This is a genomic window from Paraburkholderia lebeckiae, from assembly GCF_050436325.1.
Lineage (GTDB): Bacteria > Pseudomonadota > Gammaproteobacteria > Burkholderiales > Burkholderiaceae > Paraburkholderia > Paraburkholderia tuberum.
This window is the reverse complement of sequence record NZ_JBNDLZ010000003.1, coordinates 538,225-554,916: the sequence shown is the minus strand read 5'-3', so window position 1 is coordinate 554,916 and position 16,692 is coordinate 538,225. Positions and strand designations below refer to the sequence as shown.

Sequence of the window (16,692 nt, the reverse complement as noted above, 5' to 3'; positions counted from 1 at the left end):
TTTGGCTAAGGCAAACAGTTATTATATTCAGTCCAACCCTGTCACGTTTCGCATGTCCCTTCTGAAGAAATGTTTCGCCGCCGGCGCGCTCGTCGTTGTGCTGGCCGCGGCGGCCATCACCGCTGGATATTACTGGGCCACCCGCCCGCTCGAATTGACCCCGGCGCAACTCGACGTCACCGTCAAGCCGCACAGCAGCCTGCGCAGCGTCGCGCTGCAGCTCAATCGCGGCGGCGTGCCGGTCGAGCCCGAGCTGTTCATCGCGATGACGCGCTTGCTCGGGCTGCAAAGCGAGCTGAAGTCCGGCAATTATGAGTTCAAGAGCGGCATCACGCCCTACGAGGTGCTGCAGAAAATCGCGCGCGGCGACGTCAACGAATATGTGGCGACGATCATCGAAGGCTGGACCTTCAAACATATGCGCGCTGAACTCGACGCCAATCCCGCGCTGAAGCACGACACGCTCGGCATGAGCGACGCCGATCTGATGAGCGCGATCGGCGCGCCCGAGGCGTCGATCGGCAACGGCGAAGGGCTGTTTTTCCCGGATACCTACCTGTTCGACAAGGGCACCAGCGACCTCGACATCTATCGCCGCGCGTACCGTCTGATGCGCGTGCGTCTCGACGAGGCGTGGCTCTCGCGCGCGCCGAATCTGCCGTATAAGTCCCCGTACGACGCGCTGACGATGGCGTCGATCGTCGAAAAGGAAACCGGCAAGGCGTCCGACCGGGCGCTCGTCGCCGCGGTGTTCGCCAACCGTCTGCGCGCCGGCATGCCGCTACAGACCGACCCGACCGTGATCTACGGAATGGGCGACAGCTACGCCGGCCACATCAGGAAGAAAGACCTGCAGACCGACACTCCATACAATACCTACACGCGGATGGGCCTACCGCCGACGCCGATCTCGCTGCCGAGCGTCGCGTCGCTGCAGGCGGCGATGAACCCGGCGCAAAGCAACGCGCTGTACTTCGTGTCGCGCGGCGACGGCAGCAGCATCTTTTCTGACACCCTCGGCGAACACAACAAGGCCGTGGACAAATACATTCGAGGGCAATGATGGCGCGCGGCAAATTCATTACGTTTGAAGGCATCGACGGCGCGGGCAAGACCACCCATCTGGGCTGGTTCCGCGAACGGCTCGAGGCGAAGCTCGCGCCGAGCGGCCGCTCGGTCGTGATGACGCGCGAGCCGGGCGGCACGCCGCTCGGTGAACAGATCCGCGAAATCGTGCTGCATCAGAAGATGGATCTCGAAACCGAGGCGCTGTTGATGTTCGCGCTGCGCCGTCAGCATCTGGCCGAGGTGATCGAGCCGGCGCTCGCGCTCGGCGATTGGGTGCTGTCCGACCGTTTTACCGACGCCACTTTCGCCTACCAGGGCGGCGGCCGCGGCTTGCCGCGCGACAAGCTGGAGACGCTCGAGCGCTGGGTGCAGGGCGGTTTCCAGCCGGATTTGACCGTGCTGTTCGATTTGCCGGCCGCCGTCGCCAACGAGCGGCGCAGCGCAGCGCGCAATCCGGATCGTTTCGAGAGCGAGTCGGCGGCGTTTTTCGAGCGCACGCGCGCCGAATACATGCGCCGCGCCGAAGAAGCGCCATATCGATTCGCTATCATCGACTCTTCGCTGAGCATCGTTCGAATTCAGAAGCAGCTTGAGGAGTTGATTACAACCCTATGATTCTAAATAGATATAACCGCTTCTTATAATCTCGGGCGAAGTTCACTCGACATCTGAAGTAGCGCCAACAACCGATTGATTCAAAAAGACAAACGATGATCTATCCGTGGCAAGCCGATGACTGGAATCGCCTGCAGCAGCTGCACGGCCACTGGCCGCACGCATTGTTGCTGCACGGCCAGGCGGGCATCGGCAAGCTGCGTTTCGCGCAGCACCTCGCGCAGGGTCTGCTGTGCGAGGCGCCGCAACCGAACGGCGAGCCGTGCGGCGCGTGCGTGGCCTGCAACTGGTTCGCGCATGGCAATCATCCCGACTACCGCATCGTCGTGCCGGAGGCACTCGCCGCCGAAGCCGGCCTCGCGAACGGCGCCGACGACAAGGCCGAAAAAGCCGATGGCGACGAAGGCAAGAAGACCCGCACGCCGAGCAAGGAAATCAAGATCGAACAGATCCGCGGTCTGCTCGACTTCGTCGGCGTCGGTTCGCATCGCGGCGGCGCGCGCGTCGTCGTGCTGTATCCGGCCGAGGCGCTCAACGTCGCGGCCGCCAACGCGTTGCTGAAGACGCTGGAAGAGCCGCCCGCGGGCGTCGTGTTCCTGATGGTGTCGGCGCGCGTCGACCGTTTGCTGCCGACCATCATCAGCCGCTGCCGTCAGTGGCCGATGAGCGTGCCCGCGCCGGACACCGCCGCGCAATGGCTGGCCGCGCAAGGCGTCGACGACGCCCGCGCGCTGCTCGCCGAGGCGGGTGGCGCGCCGCTCGCCGCGCTCGCGCTCGCCAGCGACGAAAACCGTCCGCTGCGCGACTGGACGCTCAAGCAGCTCGCGGCCGGCGCCGGGTGTGACGCATTCGCATGCGGCGAGGCCTTGCAGAAGCTGCCGGTGCCGCTCGTGCTCGGCTGGCTGCAGCGCTGGATGTACGATCTGCTCGCGCAGCGCACCGGCGGCGCGCCGCGCTATTTCCTGCAGGCGTCAGCCGCACTCACCCGCTGCGCCACCCAGGCCGACGCCAATGCATTCGCGCGTTTTCTGCGCACCGTCACGCGCCAGCGCGCGGTCGAGAACCATCCGTTGAACGCGCGGCTCGTGTTCGAGGAACTGTTCATCGGCTATCGCGCGCTGTTTGCGTGAGCCCGCAGCCGGACAGCCTTCCGTCTTTTTCATTCAAGCCAACCCGCCATGAGCCTCTTCTACCGCGACGCCACGCTCGACGATCTGCCCGCGATCGTCTCCATCTACAATTCGACGATCCCGTCGCGCCAGGTCACCGCGGACCTCGAGCCGGTCAGCGTCGAAAGCCGGCATAGGTGGTTTCATGCGCACGGCCCGCAGAAGCGGCCGCTGTGGGTGGTCGAAGATCCGAAGCAGGCGGGCCGCGTGATCGCGTGGCTCAGCTTTTCCGATTTTTATGGCCGGCCGGCTTATCAGCGCACCGCCGAAGTCAGCATCTATCTCGACGAAAGCGCGCGCGGCCAGGGACTCGGCAAGCGACTGCTGGCGGCGTCGCTCGACGCGGCACCGGGTCTAGGCATCGATACGGTGCTCGGCTTCGTGTTCGGTCACAATGAAGCGAGCGTGCGGCTGTTCCGCGGCTTCGGCTTCGAGGCATGGGGCACGCTACCGCGCGTCGCGGTGCTGGATGGCGTCGAGCGCGATCTGGTGATTCTTGGCAAGCGTCTTGCGCACGCCGGTTGAGCACGCTGCGCAAGCAGCGCTACCTGAGCTGTCCCAAGCGGCCCCGGCCACGCCATCGCCCAGCCGCAAGCCCCTTTTTCGCAGGACCTGACCATGTTTGTCGATTCGCACTGCCACATCAACTTCGAAGGACTCGCGGACCGTCTGCCGCAAGTGCTCGAAAACATGCGCAGCCATTCGGTCTCGCACGCGTTGTGCGTGTCGGTGGATCTTGAAACGCTGCCGTCGGTGCTGGACATCGCCAGCCGCTATGACAACGTGTACGCGTCGGTCGGCGTGCATCCGGACCACGAGCACATGCGCGAGCCGAGCGTAGCCGAGCTGGTTGAGCTGGCCGGGCACCCGAAGGTCGTCGCGATCGGCGAAACCGGGCTCGATTACTACCGCCTCGAGGGCCGCTCGATCGCCGACATGGAGTGGCAGCGCGAGCGCTTTCGCACGCACATCCGCGCCGCGCACGCGACCAGCAAGCCGTTGATCATTCACACCCGCTCGTCGTCGGAAGATACGTTGCGCATCATGGCCGAGGAGCGCGCCGGCGTGCCGGGCGGCGTCATGCATTGCTTCACCGAACCGTGGGCCATCGCCGAGCAGGCGCTCGCGCAGAATTTTTACATTTCGCTGTCGGGCATCGTCACGTTCAAGAGCGCGACCGATGTGCAGGACGTCGCGCGTCGCGTGCCGCTCGACCGTCTGCTGATCGAAACCGACTCGCCGTATCTCGCGCCGGTGCCGTATCGCGGCAAACCGAATGAACCTGCGTACGTCAGTTATGTCGGACGCTTCATCGCGCAGCAGCGCGAGATGCCGGACGAGGCGCTGGCCGCCGCCACTACGCAAAACTTCTTCAGACTGTTCGGACTCGCCGCGCCGGACGGAGTCTGAGCTAGAAAACAGAGTAACATCAAAGGGATAGGAAGATTTCCTAAAGTACCATATGAAAAAAATTTCGACGTCGTCCGCTGATTTCCAACCGCTGTCCGCCGGATCGGCCGCCCGGGCTCTCGCGCCGGCGCGCCGTCTCGCGTGCGCCGCCGCGCTCGCGTGCGCGGCGCTCGTCGCGGTGCCCGCGCATGCGGCGCCGATCGACTCGCTGATCAAGTCGGTCAAGTTCGACGACGTCGACGGCGTCAACAAGCTGCTCGCGAAGGGCATGGACCCGAACAGCGTCGACAATCAGGGCATCCCGCTGCTCGTGATCGCCGCGCGCGAGAAATCCGACAAGGTCGCGGCCGCGTTGCTCGCGAATCCGAAGACCGATATCGAGATTCAGGACAAGGCCGGCGAAAACGCGCTGATGATGGCGTCGCTGGTCGGCGACCTGAACTTCGTCAATCTGCTGATCGCGAAGGACGCCGAAGTCAACAAGAAGGGCTGGGCGCCGCTGCACTACGCGGCCGCGAACGGCCACGACGACATCGTCAAGGTGCTGCTCGACCACTCGGCCTACGTCGACGCGGGCTCGCCGAACGGCACCACGCCGCTGATGATGGCCGCGCGCGGCGGCCACGTTTCCACCGTCAAGCTGCTGCTCGACAATGGCGCGGACCTGTCGGTGAAAAACCAGATCGGTATGACCGCGCTCGATTTCGCCAAGACCTATAAGGAGCCGGACGTCGTCGAAGGGCTCACGGCGCGCATGCAGCAGACGCAGCAGCAGAAGCAATGACGTTTTGTCGGCAGGCGGCGCGGTGCGCCCGCGAGGCGTCAGGCGCCTCGCCATGCCGCGCCGCTTTGCAGCCGTTTTGGCCGAGCCGCGCGGCAGCCGGCCTGCTGCCGCCGCGTAAAACAGTGCAGAATGACGACTTTGGCGCGCCGCGTAGCGCGCCGTCCGGACGCGGCAGAAAGACCGCGTGAATAAACCACCCTGGAAAGGAACACCATGCTGCGGGCTTTGATTTTCGCCGGCGCGCTTGCCTTGCCGCTTTCGGCAGCCGCGTTTACGGGAGGCGACCTCAACAAGCTGTGCACCAAGACGGACGTGGCTTCGCGTAGCGCCTGCGCGGCCTACATCGAAGGCGCGGCCGACGGCATCTTCAACACGATCGACGCGATCGGTGGCACCACCGGTCCGCGCGTCGGCCAGTACTTCTGCCTGCCGCCGGATGCGCGCTCGGCGCAGTTGACCGACGCGGTGCGCAAGTACATCGCCGAGAACCCGAACGCCGCGGGCTACAACGCAAGCACGGCGATTTCGCTGGGTCTCGGCAAGGCGTTTCCCTGCAAGAGCGACGGCTGATCGATAACCGCGGGGCATCGAAGAACCCGTTGTAACACCCAGGCGCCGTCGTGCGCCCCGGATGTCAGTAGTCGCGCAGGCGCGCCGCCGCTCATCGAGCCCGGAGGAAGATGCCCGTTATGCCTACTATCGACGACTTCTACCGCGTGGCGGCCGCGCCGCTGCATACGTGGCTCGGCACGCTGATCGTGACGGCCATCGTGGCGATCGTGGCGATCGGCATTCACCGCTTCGGCGCGCGCGTCGTGAAGCGTCTCGCGCGGCCGCACGCGCTGACGAGCGTCGTGCTGCGCTACATCGACAAGCCGTCGCTGTTCGCCCTCGTGATCCTCGCGTTCGCGTGGGTCTGGTCCGAGGCGCCCGACACCCTCAATTTCATCGAACCGGTGCGCGACATCACCGGCATCGCGCTGATCGCCGCGCTGACGTGGCTGTCGGTGCGCTCGGCCGCGGCGATCGGCGAAGCGATCATCCGCGCCCATCCGCTCGATTCCTCCGATAACCTGCAGGCGCGCCGCATCCATACGCAGGCGCGCGTGCTCGCGCGCTCGGTGATGATCGTGATCGTGATCATCGGTGTCGGCGGTGCGCTGATGACCTTGCCCAACGTGCGGCAGATCGGAGCGAGCCTGCTGGCGTCGGCCGGTGTCGCCGGTCTGGTCGCCGGTATCGCGGCGCGGCCGGTGCTCGGCAACCTGATCGCCGGTTTGCAGATCGCGCTGTCGCAACCGATCCGCCTCGACGACGTCGTCGTGATCCAGAACGAGTGGGGGCGCATCGAGGAGATCACCGGCACGTACGTGTCGGTGCGGTTGTGGGACCAGCGCCGTCTGATCGTGCCGCTGCAATGGTTTATCGAAAATCCGTTCTCGAACTGGACCCGCAGCAGCTCGCAGATCATCGGCACCGTGTTCCTGTTCGTCGATTACCGGATGCCGCTCGCGCCGCTGCGCGAGGAGCTCGCCCGCATCGTCGAGAACGCGCCCGAGTGGGACCGCCGCGTGCAGGTACTGCAGGTGACGGACTGCACCGAGCGCGCGATGCAGTTGCGCGCGCTCGTCAGCGCGCCCGATTCCGGCCTTGCGTGGGATCTGCGCTGCCGTGTGCGCGAAGGGCTGCTCGATTTCGTTCATCGGCATTACCCGGAATACCTGCCGCGGGCGCGTGCCGAGGTGTCGGCGGAGCTGGAGACCGGTGGCGCTGGCCCGAGCGACTGGCTGCCGCGCAGCCGCCAGACGCCAGCCGGCAGCACCGCCGCGCATACCGAAGCCGATCCGGTGGCGAACCGCATCGACCGCACTGGCGCGGGCGAGGTCGCGCAGAAGGCTAAGGAGCAGGCTTAGCCGGGCGTTGCGGATCGCGTCGCGCGTGGCGACTGGCGACCGCCCTCGGCAAGCCCGGCGATGCGCGGGCACGCCGATTGCTATTAACGGGCGCGCCACGACTGCTCAGGCGTCGCGGCGCATCGCATCGCATCGCAAGAATGACGGAGGACATGCACTATGGGCCGATTGATCGTCGTGTCGAATCGGGTCGCGACGCCGACGGAGACCAAGGGATCGGCGGGTGGACTCGCGGTCGGCGTCTTCGGCGCGCTGAAGGATGCAGGTGGCGTCTGGTTCGGCTGGAGCGGCGACGTAGTCAGCGAAACGGTCGCCAACGCGGGGCCGATGCTCCAGCAGGACGGCGCGGTGACCTTCGCAACCGTCGGCCTCACGCGCAAGGACTACGACCAGTACTACCGCGGCTTCTCGAACGCGACGCTGTGGCCGGTATTCCACTACCGCAACGACCTCGCGCGCTACGAGCGCGAGGAGTACGCGGGCTACCGGCGCGTCAACGCGTGGCTCGCTCACAAGCTGGTCAAGCTGCTCGAACCCGACGACATCATCTGGATTCACGACTACCATCTGATCCCGTTTGCCGAGGCGCTGCGCAGCGAGGGCGTGACGAACCGCATCGGTTTCTTCCTGCATATTCCGTTTCCCGCGCCGCAGATCCTGCTCAACATTCCGCCGCACGAGGAACTGGTGAAGTCGCTGTCGTGCTACGACCTGCTCGGCTTCCAGACCGCCACCGACCAGCAGGCATTCCACGATTACGTGACGCGTCACGCGCGCGGCACGGTGAGTGCGGACGGCATCGTCGAGGCGTTCGGGCGCAAGCTGCGCACCGGCGTCTACCGGATCGGCGTATTCCCCGACGAAATCGCCGAGCAGGCCAAGCGCTACGAAAGCCGCCAGCACGTGCTCGAGCTGAAGCAAAGCCTCGAGGGGCGCAAGCTGATCATGAGCGTCGACCGGCTCGACTATTCGAAGGGACTGGTCGAGCGCTTTCGCGCGTTCGAGTTGCTGCTCGAACGCTCGCCCGAATGGCGCGGCAACGTCACGCTCGTGCAGATCGCGCCGCCTACGCGCTCGGACGTCGCGACCTATCAGAAGATCCGCCAGGATCTCGAATACGAGGCCGGGCGCATCAACGGCCGCTACTCGGGGCTCGACTACACGCCGATCCGCTATCTGAACCAGCAGTACGACCGCTGGAAGCTGATGTCGCTGTTTCGGGAGTCGCAGATCGGCTTCGTCACGCCGCTGCACGACGGCATGAACCTCGTCGCGAAGGAGTACGTGGCCGCGCAGAATCCCGACGATCCCGGCGTGCTCGTGCTGTCGATTTTCGCGGGCGCGGCCGCCGAGCTCTCTGGCGCGCTGCTCGTCAATCCGCACGATGCGATCGGCATGTGCGAGGCCTTGCAACGCGCGCTGCAAATGCCGCTCGACGCTCGCCAGCGGCGTCACGAAATCAACATGGCCGCGCTGCGTGAGAACGATCTCGGGGTGTGGCGCGACAGCTTCCTCAGGGATTTGCGCAGCGTGCCCGTGCGCGGGTCGGGCGAGGGCGGCGGCCACAAATGACGGGGCGGCGACGGCCCCAAAGCCCGCGCAAGCCGGCGCGCGGCCGCGTGTCACCGGATGTAAGCCGCTTGTAACAGCACCGAGCAATTGCAAGACCTGCGGCTTTTCGACAGAGGCCAGGGAATAATTCCCTTAGCGACGATGCATGCGACGCTTAGGGACCGCGCGCATTGTTCCGACGTCATGGCGCTGTCATACTCGGCGTCGCCGACGGCATCGCGATTGCGCGCCAGCCGCCGGCTCACGGAGACACAATATGAAGATTGCGCAGATCGCCCCGCTGACCGAATCGGTGCCGCCGAAGCTCTACGGCGGCACGGAGCGCGTCGTGTCGTACATCACCGAAGCGCTGGTCGAGCAGGGCCACGACGTGACGCTGTTCGCAAGCGGCGACTCCGTCACGAGCGCGAAGCTCGAAGCGGTGTGGCCGCGCGCGCTGCGGCTCGATCCGGGCATTCGCGACCGCATCGCGCCGCATATGCTGTTGATGGAACTCGTGCGCCGCCAGGCCGAAGAGTTCGACGTGCTGCATTTCCACCTCGACTACTACTCGTTCTCGGTATTCAAGCGGCAGGACACGCCGTTCGTCACGACGATGCACGGCCGGCTCGATCTGCCCGAGCAGCAGCCGGTGTTCGACACGTTCAACACCGCGCCCGTGATCTCCATTTCGAACGCTCAGCGTCATCCGCTGCCGCAGGCGCGCTGGCTCACCACCGTCTATCACGGCCTGCCGGCGCAGCTCTATACGCCGCAACCGGTCGAGCAGAAGTACCTCGCGTTTCTCGGCCGGATTTCGCCGGAAAAGCGCGTCGATACGGCGATCCGCATCGCGGGCCGCTGCGGCATGCCGATCCGTATCGCCGCCAAGGTCGATGCGGCCGACCGCGAGTACTTCGAGCGCGATATCCGGCCGTTGCTCGATCTGCCGTACGTCGAGTACATCGGCGAGATTGCCGATCATCAGAAGGCCGAGTTTCTGTCGGGCGCGCATGCGCTGCTGTTTCCGATCGACTGGCCGGAGCCGTTCGGTCTGGTGATGATCGAGGCGATGGCTTGCGGCACGCCGGTGATCGCGTTCAACCGCGGCTCGGTGCCCGAAGTGCTCGAAGAGGGCGTGACCGGGTTCATCGTGGAGGACGAGATCGGCGCGGTGGCGGCCGTGAACCGGCTGGACAAGGTGTCGCGCGCGGGCGTGCGGCGGCGTTTCGAGGAGCGCTTCACGTCGCACCGGATGGCGCGTGAGTATGTGGAGGCCTATCAGTTGGTGATTCGCGCACAGAAGCGCTCGAGGTTCAAAGTGGTCGATTCGTCGGGCCGTTGACGCGGGATCATTGGGACGTGTCGAAGCGAAGGACGGCGGTGCGCGATGCGCGGCGCCGTTTTTTTTGCGCGCGAGTTTTTCCGTTCCCGAGCGTCGGCATCGGCATACAAAACAAAAAGACCGCGCGACGACCCGCACAGGGTCCACCGCGCGGCCTTCGCCGCGATGCGCGCGCAAGTGATCAGTGAAGCGCGCCGATGAGCGCGCTCAGATCTTCAGCCGCGTGACCTTCGTGCCTTGCAGCGAGACGTCGCCCATCAGGCCCGCGTTCGTCAACACGAAAACCTGCACCGGCGCGGTGGCCGTGGTCGTGTCGACGGCGCCATTCGCGCCGATCTTCACGAGCGCGACCGATGCATCGACGCCGGCCGACCAGCCGTTCGCGTTGCGGAATTTGTCGAGCGAATCCTGCGTCATGAACAGGAAGATGATCGCCTTCGACTGCGCGCCCGCCTGCAGGCCGAACGAGCCCGACGCGGTGCTGTAATAGCCGACCGTCGCGCCGCCCACCCGCAATGCGCCTTCGCCATACTGGCCGCCGACGATCAAGCCCGCCTGCAGCACCGACGGGAACACCAGCACGCCGCGCGCCTTCGACACCAGCTCGCGCGAGCCCGGCACGGTCGTGAATAGCTTGGACAGCGTGCCATCGACGCTGGCGTCGATCGACTGTCGTTTCGAGGCGTCGACATGAGCATTGTCCGGCGTGTTGCCCGTCGTCGTGCAGCCGGCGAGTGCAAGGCCTCCGAAAGCAAGCGCAGCGGTCGTCTTCAACATGAAGTGTCGTCTTTGCATCGTTTTTCTCCGTCATGGATCCGGGGCGCAACCGTGGTGGTGTCGCCTGGTTGCCTTTGAGTTATAACACAGGCTGGTGCAAAAGGCGCGTTGCGTGACAACGCGAAAAGCCTTATGGGACAAGGGTTTGGGCCTGATCGCAAGAGATCTTCACAGTAAATTTGACCGGTCTTGCGCGCGACTTCGGAGCACGCGTCGAGCGACGATCTGAGGGGCGACGCGGAACAGCGCCCGAGCCGCGGCGATTGTGGAGACGCTTCGGCGCGGCCGCACGATGCGCCGTTTTTTACCGATTTTCGTCTCGCGCGGCGGCCCATCGACATGGCAGTGAGAGTGTTGTGTCGGCGCAGCAAATTGCGGCGAAGTGCAAGCGGCGCGGCCGCCGCTCACCCGTGATTCGCCGGACTCTTGACCGCCGGCGGGCGCCGCAGCGCGCGGCGCACCATGCCGATGATCGCGCCGATCGCGAACAGGATAGCCGCCGGCACGATCCAATAGCCGACGAACGCGTGCCACAGATAGGCGAATAGCGTCGAGCGGCGCACGCTGTATTCGTTGATCGCGTCCTGCTGGCGCGGCGCGTTGGCGGCCAGCACGTCGGCCGGGCAGCCGGCCGCCTTGGCCTCGTCGGGCTTGCCATGGCAATGCGCGGGCGCCCCGGCGGCGCGCTGCGCGGCGGTGAAATTCCAGGTGGTCAGCGCGCGGTCGAGATCGACCGCGTTGTACGACATTTCCTCTCGGATCTCGTTGACCGCGACGATCGCCACAGGCACGGCCCAGAATATGATGACCAGCAACCACCGCCTTAACCAGCGGTTTTTGTGCTTCGATACCATCCTTGCCTCCGATCGATGCTCAGTAGCACCAACGACAAGATGGCGGCCCGCGTAGTTGATTGGTTCTATATGAGTGAGGGTGGGCCGTCTCCGCAGCCATCATAGAAGAAAACGGTGCGTTGCGGCGTGGGGACTCGATCGGAGCGCCGCATGGGCACAACGATGCGCCGGCGCCGCGTCGATCGGAGGGCGCCGGCGTGGGGGACGGCTACGCCTGCCGCTCAGTTGGCCGGCGCTGAGGAGGACAGGCAGGTCTTCATGAAGGCCTTGCGGTCGTCGCCCTTCTTGTCGGCCGCCTGCTTGTTGCACACCTTCATCTTGTCCTGCTGGCTCATCGGTGCGGCGGCGGCCGGCTTCGCGGAAAGACAGGTTTGCATGAACGCCTTGCGCGCGTCGCCTTTCTTGTCGCCGGCCTGCTTGTTGCAGTCGGCCATCTTGGTTTGCTGGCTGTTCTGCGCAAACGCCGGTGATACGAGTACCGCGCCCAACACCAGCGTAGCGATAGCGGATTGGATCTTCATGGGACACTCCATCGGTGGTGAAAACGTTTCTGGTCGTTCATGCGCGCGGGCGACGACGGCATCCATGGGCCCATCGGCGCATCCATTATGGCAAATGCCGTCTCTGCCAGAACGGCTCAAAATGCATTCCGGTTGACAGCGGTCCGCGCTCGTTTTCCCTGAGCAGCGAGGCGCAACCGGCGCTGCGGCGTTTGAAACAATCGAATGAACGAGAGCGCGAATTTTGTCATGCAATGCAGATTGCCCGGGGCGATTATTTCAAGCTTATTGAAACGAAATTCCGGTTTCCGCTATTTTGATCTATGGTTAATAGGCAATGGTAATTTTCATATTGCTGCGAATGCAACTGAATAAAAAATAGGCATGAAATTCGGTGGTCGCCGTTATCCTCAACTGCGCTCCGGCGCATGCCGCTCCCTGCCAACCCTCAACCTCGCGAGGAGACTTACCATGCATTACCTGTTGATGTACGAGTTGGTACCCGACTATCTGGAGCGGCGCGGCGAGCACCGCGACGCGCATCTGAAACTCGCATGGGCCGCCGCCGAGCGCGGCGAACTGCTGCTGGCCGGCGCGCTCGCGGAACCCACGGACGGTGCGGTGCTGCTCTTCACCGGCGCGTCGCCTGCGGTCGCGGAGGCCTTTGCCACAGCCGATCCGTACGTGCTCTCCGGACTGGTCACGCGTTGGCGCGTGCGCGAATGGACCACGGTCGTCGGCGAGCACGCATCGAAACCAGTGCGCCCGTAACGGCTTCGAAGCGACCGCGTCGCTTCTGTTACGCCTCGAACTCCGCGCATGCGCGGCGGCCGCGTGCGCGCCTCCCGTTGCCTCCATGTCACCGCGCGGGCGCGTCACAGTCCTTCGCCGACGCTCGAAACCGATGTTCACATCAACCATCAAAGCGCATAAAAATGCATGCTGGATCGGCAATTACATTTCTAAAGCCCATTCTGATCGATCATGCGGTATTGTGCTTTGCAATAGACAGATCAGATGCCGGATAAGCAGCATCTTCTGTTACGGCAATACGAGAATCGACGCAGCGAAACGGACAAGATTGTTTCTATCCGTAACACTTGTCTCAACTGTACTCATGCAAAGATTGGAATGGTATGCTTCGTGCACAAATTTTCCCATGCACGAGTGAGACCGCGTTTTGTGCTTCGTAATAGGGAAGAGCCGCACCACGTGTGGGCGGGCTGCTCCAGCGAGCCGAACGGACCAAACAAATTTGTGCAACCGAGGGTCGCACACGGGTCGTGAACGTTGAGAATCCGTGGCAGGCCCAACGCCGCGGCCAGGCCAGGCCGCGTGGAGAAAATCCAATGTTTTTCGATGAGCTAAACAACGACGAATGGGCGCTGCTTGCGCCGCTCGTCTCCGACGAGCCGGCCGTCCGTCTGAACCGGCGCGGCCGGCCGCGCGCCGAACCGCGCATCGTGACGAATGCGGTGCTGTGGATCCTGACCACCGGCGAGCCGTGGTCGAAGCTGCCGGGCCGCTATCCGTCGGGTCCCACCTGCCGCCGCCGCTTCGAAGAGTGGCAACTGAACGGCACACTGCTGGAGATGGTCCGCCTGCTGTCGCAAAGCGGGCGCACGTTCGCGTACATTCCCCAACCGGCGCCGCCCGTTACGGCCAGACCCGCGGCACCGGTTGCGCAAACCCCGAGCCCGCGCGAAGACAATAATCTGCGCGGCGTGTCTTGGAAGAGTCCCGACTCGTGGCAGGCGCCCGGCGTCGGGAGCGCGCTGAGCCAATGGCGTACGGCCGATCCGATCGGCGACATCACGCGGCAATTGTCGGGGCTTGCGCCGGCGAGCGCGGTGGCGACATCGGCGTTCGCGACGTCCGCAGTGGCGACGTCCGCGACGGCGGCGGAGATGCGCGTCGAACCGGCCGCGTCCGGCACGGTCGAGCCCATCGCGGCCGACGACCCGATCTCGTCGCTGACGATGTGCCTCGCCCCTCGCGGCATGCAAGTCGCCGATTCGCGCGGTTATCTGATCTACGTGGTGGTCGAGGAAGTGCCGAATGCGATGTATCGCGGGTGGGCGGAGATCATCAGGGACGGCAAGCGCGTCGAGCGCTCCGGCCTCGTCGGCCCGCGCTTCGCGGATGCGCAGCACGCACAGCAGTTCGCGCTCGACTGGGCGCGTCAGTGGATCGATCGCGAATGCGCGACCGACGCGGCGGCCACGATGATGGTCCACGCAACGGCCGCGCCCGCGTCGGCGAACCTTGCGCAGCGGTCTGCGGACCGTTCGTTGCCAGGCCTGCGTCATGCGCCGGAACCGGCGTCGGTCAATGGCATCGCGAATCACCCGGGCAATCACGGCGCGCCGTTGCACGGGCCGCTGAAGCCATCACTGAATGCATTGCGCGGGCCGCTGCGCCGCAATCCGTCGGACACCGCGACCGCGACCGCGAGCGGGGCAAGTACGCCCACGGTGACGACCGACAGCGGCACCGCGGAGCGCTTTTCCGCAACCTACAAAGAACTCATCTCATACGTGGGATGAGCCCGCCGGTCCCCGCGGCTGCTTTGCGCCGCCGCAGGTTCCCGCTTCGTCATTGCGACCGCTCGCGCCTCATTGCCTTCCGTACGTATCGTCGAAGCGCACGATATCATCTTCGCCGAGGTACGAACCCGACTGCACCTCGATCATTTCGAGCGGCATCTTGCCCGGGTTTTCGAGGCGATGCGTAACGCCGAGCGGAATATAGGCCGACTCGTTTTCGGACACGATAAAGCGTTCGTCGCCGCGCGTGACGAGCGCGGTGCCGCGCACGACGATCCAGTGCTCCGCGCGATGATGATGCATCTGCAGCGACAACCGCGCGCCCGGCTTCACGACGATCCGCTTGACCTGGAAGCGCTCGCCGGTGTCGACGGAATCGTAGTTGCCCCACGGCCGATGCACCTTGCGATGATTGGCCGCTTCGAGCCCGCCATCCTCGCGAATCCGGTTGACGATCTTCTTGACGTCCTGCACGCGTGACTTGTCGGCGACCAGAATCGCATCGGCGGTCTCGACGACGACGAGATCCTGCGTGCCGACGCAGGCAATCAGTCGTCCTTCCGAATGCGCGAAGGTGGAGTTCGCGCCTTCGAACATCACGCGGCCGCGGCTCACGTTCCGATCGGGGTCCTTCTCGCTGATGTCCCAGATCGCGTCCCACGAACCGACGTCGGACCAGCCGGCCGTAAGCGGCACGACCACGCCCGACGCGATGCTCTGATCGGCGCCGAGCTTTTCCATCACCGCGTAGTCGATCGAATTCGACGGCGAGCCGCTGAACGCATCGCGTTGCAGCCGGAAGAAGTCGCCGTCCGCCGTGCTGCCCGCGAGGGCCGATTCGCATGCTTCGTAAATGGCCGGCTGAAAATGGCGGATCGCTTTGAGCCACGTGGATGCGCGCACGATGAAAATACCGCTGTTCCACCAGTATTCGCGTGATTCGACATAGTGCTGCGCGAGTTCCAGATGCGGCTTTTCGACGAAACGGTCGAGGCGATGCGCGACGGGGCGAGCCGCTGCTTCGGTCTGCACATCGTCAGAACCGAGCGGCGCGCCGATGCGGATATAGCCGTAGCCGGTTTCGGCACGCGTCGGCACGATTCCCATGGTGACGATATGGCCAGCGGCCGCATGCTGAACGCCGGCGGCGACCGCCGCGTGAAATCCTGCGCTGTCGGTGACCGCGTGATCGGCGGGCATCACGACCATGATGCCGTCTTCGTCCTGCGCGGCGACGGACAACGCGGCCACCGTCAACGCGGGCGCGGTGTCACGGCCCACGGGTTCGAGTATCAGCCGGCTCGGCCTGGCGCTCGTGCGCAGTTGTTCGGCCGTCGTGAAGCGCTGTTCTTCGTTGGCGACGACCACGAGCTGGCCGGCAATCGGATAACCGGTTTCGAGCCCATCGAGACGGCGGGTCGTCGATTGCAGCAGCGACTCTTCGCCGAGCAGGCCGATCAGCTGCTTCGGATGCTGCTCGCGCGACATCGGCCACAGCCGGGTGCCCGAGCCGCCCGCGAGAATCACGGGATGAACCTTCAGCTGGACGCTGGTTGCGGTTGAGGGCATGGGCGATTGGGCGGGGGTGGGCCGGGTGCCGGCAGGCGTGACCGGGGCCGGAGCTGTCATGGTGAACTCTCCTCGAGGCTGGATGAATGCGTCGAGTTTTATCACGAAGTCGCGAATCAATAAAAGCGCGTTAAATACAATTCCGATAAAAGGCGCGTCGAATTTATTCGAGATTCAACAAAAAATGTCTCGCCGATTTATTAAAAATAAAAATTACCTGAAAAAAATCAGCAAGCATTTTTTTCGCTTAATGATGCGCAAGAATGACAGCGCGAGTGGGGCCCGAGATTCCCGCCATGACTGTTGGCAAAGCGAAAGCTTCTATGTGAAAGCGTCCGAATGGGCTGCCCGAAACCTTCTGTCGGGCCGAATTGCGGCAACAATTGCCGCACAAAACGCATAAAAAATGCCGAAATTTTGACCGATACAATTTGAGATTTTTTGCGGTCTTGTCGTTGGAATTTTAATACCGCTTTATTGAGGTATGAACAAGGGTATTCACTCATTCGCATTCGGATTTTTCGGTCAGGCCATTCAGCCTCATTCAGTCCAATCGCGCCGCCGGGGCAGATCGGAAATAAAAAAGCGCAA

At 64.3% G+C, this 16,692-nt stretch carries 18 protein-coding genes; 14 read left to right on the top strand and 4 right to left on the bottom strand.

Annotated features, from left to right (window positions below):
- The first annotated feature begins 52 nt into the window (after positions 1-52).
- From mltG to OKW44_RS20440, 10 genes are all read left to right on the top strand, one after another.
- Positions 53-1,063 (top strand): endolytic transglycosylase MltG, encoded by a 1,011-nt coding sequence (gene mltG, locus OKW44_RS20485; protein WP_026225388.1) that lies wholly within the window; start codon positions 53-55, stop codon positions 1,061-1,063.
- Positions 1,063-1,683, top strand: coding sequence for a dTMP kinase (tmk, locus tag OKW44_RS20480; protein ID WP_018418050.1), 621 nt, complete (start codon positions 1,063-1,065; stop codon positions 1,681-1,683). Before mltG ends, tmk begins: the two co-directional genes overlap by 1 nt.
- 95 nt (positions 1,684-1,778) lie before the next feature.
- Complete coding sequence (locus OKW44_RS20475; RefSeq protein WP_018418049.1) at positions 1,779-2,813, top strand: DNA polymerase III subunit delta'; 1,035 nt, start codon at positions 1,779-1,781, stop codon at positions 2,811-2,813.
- Positions 2,814-2,861: 48 nt separating this feature from the next.
- Positions 2,862-3,377 carry a GNAT family N-acetyltransferase gene (locus OKW44_RS20470; RefSeq protein ID WP_018418048.1) on the top strand — a complete coding sequence of 172 codons (516 nt, stop codon included), beginning with the start codon at positions 2,862-2,864 and terminating at the stop codon, positions 3,375-3,377.
- A 93-nt stretch (positions 3,378-3,470) separates the two neighbouring features.
- Positions 3,471-4,262, top strand: coding sequence for a TatD family hydrolase (locus OKW44_RS20465; protein WP_018418047.1), 792 nt, complete (start codon positions 3,471-3,473; stop codon positions 4,260-4,262).
- A gap of 52 nt (positions 4,263-4,314) precedes the next feature.
- The gene (locus OKW44_RS20460; RefSeq protein ID WP_018418046.1) at positions 4,315-5,046 is read left to right on the top strand and encodes an ankyrin repeat domain-containing protein; all 732 of its coding nucleotides are present in this window, start codon (positions 4,315-4,317) and stop codon (positions 5,044-5,046) included.
- A 213-nt stretch (positions 5,047-5,259) separates the two neighbouring features.
- Positions 5,260-5,616 (top strand): Rap1a/Tai family immunity protein, encoded by a 357-nt coding sequence (locus OKW44_RS20455; protein ID WP_018418044.1) that lies wholly within the window; start codon positions 5,260-5,262, stop codon positions 5,614-5,616.
- Positions 5,617-5,735: 119 nt separating this feature from the next.
- Positions 5,736-6,959, top strand: coding sequence for a mechanosensitive ion channel family protein (locus OKW44_RS20450; protein WP_018418043.1), 1,224 nt, complete (start codon positions 5,736-5,738; stop codon positions 6,957-6,959).
- Positions 6,960-7,118: 159 nt separating this feature from the next.
- Positions 7,119-8,531 (top strand): alpha,alpha-trehalose-phosphate synthase (UDP-forming), encoded by a 1,413-nt coding sequence (gene otsA, locus OKW44_RS20445; RefSeq protein ID WP_018418042.1) that lies wholly within the window; start codon positions 7,119-7,121, stop codon positions 8,529-8,531.
- Between the two features lie 256 nt (positions 8,532-8,787).
- Positions 8,788-9,855, top strand: coding sequence for a glycosyltransferase family 4 protein (locus OKW44_RS20440; RefSeq protein ID WP_018418041.1), 1,068 nt, complete (start codon positions 8,788-8,790; stop codon positions 9,853-9,855).
- Between the two features lie 207 nt (positions 9,856-10,062).
- On the opposite strand, the gene OKW44_RS20435 is transcribed toward OKW44_RS20440, so the two are convergent.
- From OKW44_RS20435 to OKW44_RS20425, 3 genes are all read right to left on the bottom strand, one after another.
- Positions 10,063-10,650 (bottom strand): BPSL1445 family SYLF domain-containing lipoprotein, encoded by a 588-nt coding sequence (locus OKW44_RS20435; protein ID WP_026225387.1) that lies wholly within the window; start codon positions 10,648-10,650, stop codon positions 10,063-10,065.
- A gap of 386 nt (positions 10,651-11,036) precedes the next feature.
- Positions 11,037-11,486, bottom strand: a complete 450-nt coding sequence (locus OKW44_RS20430; protein WP_026225386.1) for a hypothetical protein — start codon at positions 11,484-11,486, stop codon at positions 11,037-11,039.
- Between the two features lie 221 nt (positions 11,487-11,707).
- A complete protein-coding gene (locus OKW44_RS20425; RefSeq protein WP_018418037.1) occupies positions 11,708-12,007 on the bottom strand; it encodes a PsiF family protein in 300 nt (99 codons plus the stop codon).
- Positions 12,008-12,024: 17 nt separating this feature from the next.
- Between OKW44_RS20425 and OKW44_RS20420 the strand changes: the two genes are divergently transcribed.
- From OKW44_RS20420 to OKW44_RS20410, 3 genes are all read left to right on the top strand, one after another.
- Positions 12,025-12,306: a hypothetical protein gene (locus OKW44_RS20420; RefSeq protein WP_162633891.1), complete on the top strand. Its 282-nt coding sequence runs from the start codon at positions 12,025-12,027 to the stop codon at positions 12,304-12,306.
- A 151-nt stretch (positions 12,307-12,457) separates the two neighbouring features.
- A complete protein-coding gene (locus tag OKW44_RS20415) occupies positions 12,458-12,757 on the top strand; it encodes a YciI-like protein (RefSeq protein WP_018418036.1) in 300 nt (99 codons plus the stop codon).
- 578 nt (positions 12,758-13,335) lie between these two features.
- The gene (locus OKW44_RS20410) at positions 13,336-14,532 is read left to right on the top strand and encodes a DUF6566 family protein (protein ID WP_018418035.1); all 1,197 of its coding nucleotides are present in this window, start codon (positions 13,336-13,338) and stop codon (positions 14,530-14,532) included.
- Between the two features lie 69 nt (positions 14,533-14,601).
- Here OKW44_RS20410 and OKW44_RS20405 read toward each other — a convergent pair whose 3' ends face one another.
- Positions 14,602-16,161 (bottom strand): mannose-1-phosphate guanylyltransferase/mannose-6-phosphate isomerase, encoded by a 1,560-nt coding sequence (locus OKW44_RS20405; RefSeq protein WP_026225385.1) that lies wholly within the window; start codon positions 16,159-16,161, stop codon positions 14,602-14,604.
- On the opposite strand from OKW44_RS20405, the gene OKW44_RS20400 reads away from it, so the two are divergent.
- Entirely contained in the window at positions 16,160-16,504 is a 345-nt protein-coding gene (locus tag OKW44_RS20400) for a hypothetical protein (protein ID WP_280783610.1), read from the top strand. The two genes, OKW44_RS20405 and OKW44_RS20400, sit on opposite strands and share 2 nt — an antisense overlap.
- Positions 16,505-16,692 lie beyond the last annotated feature (188 nt).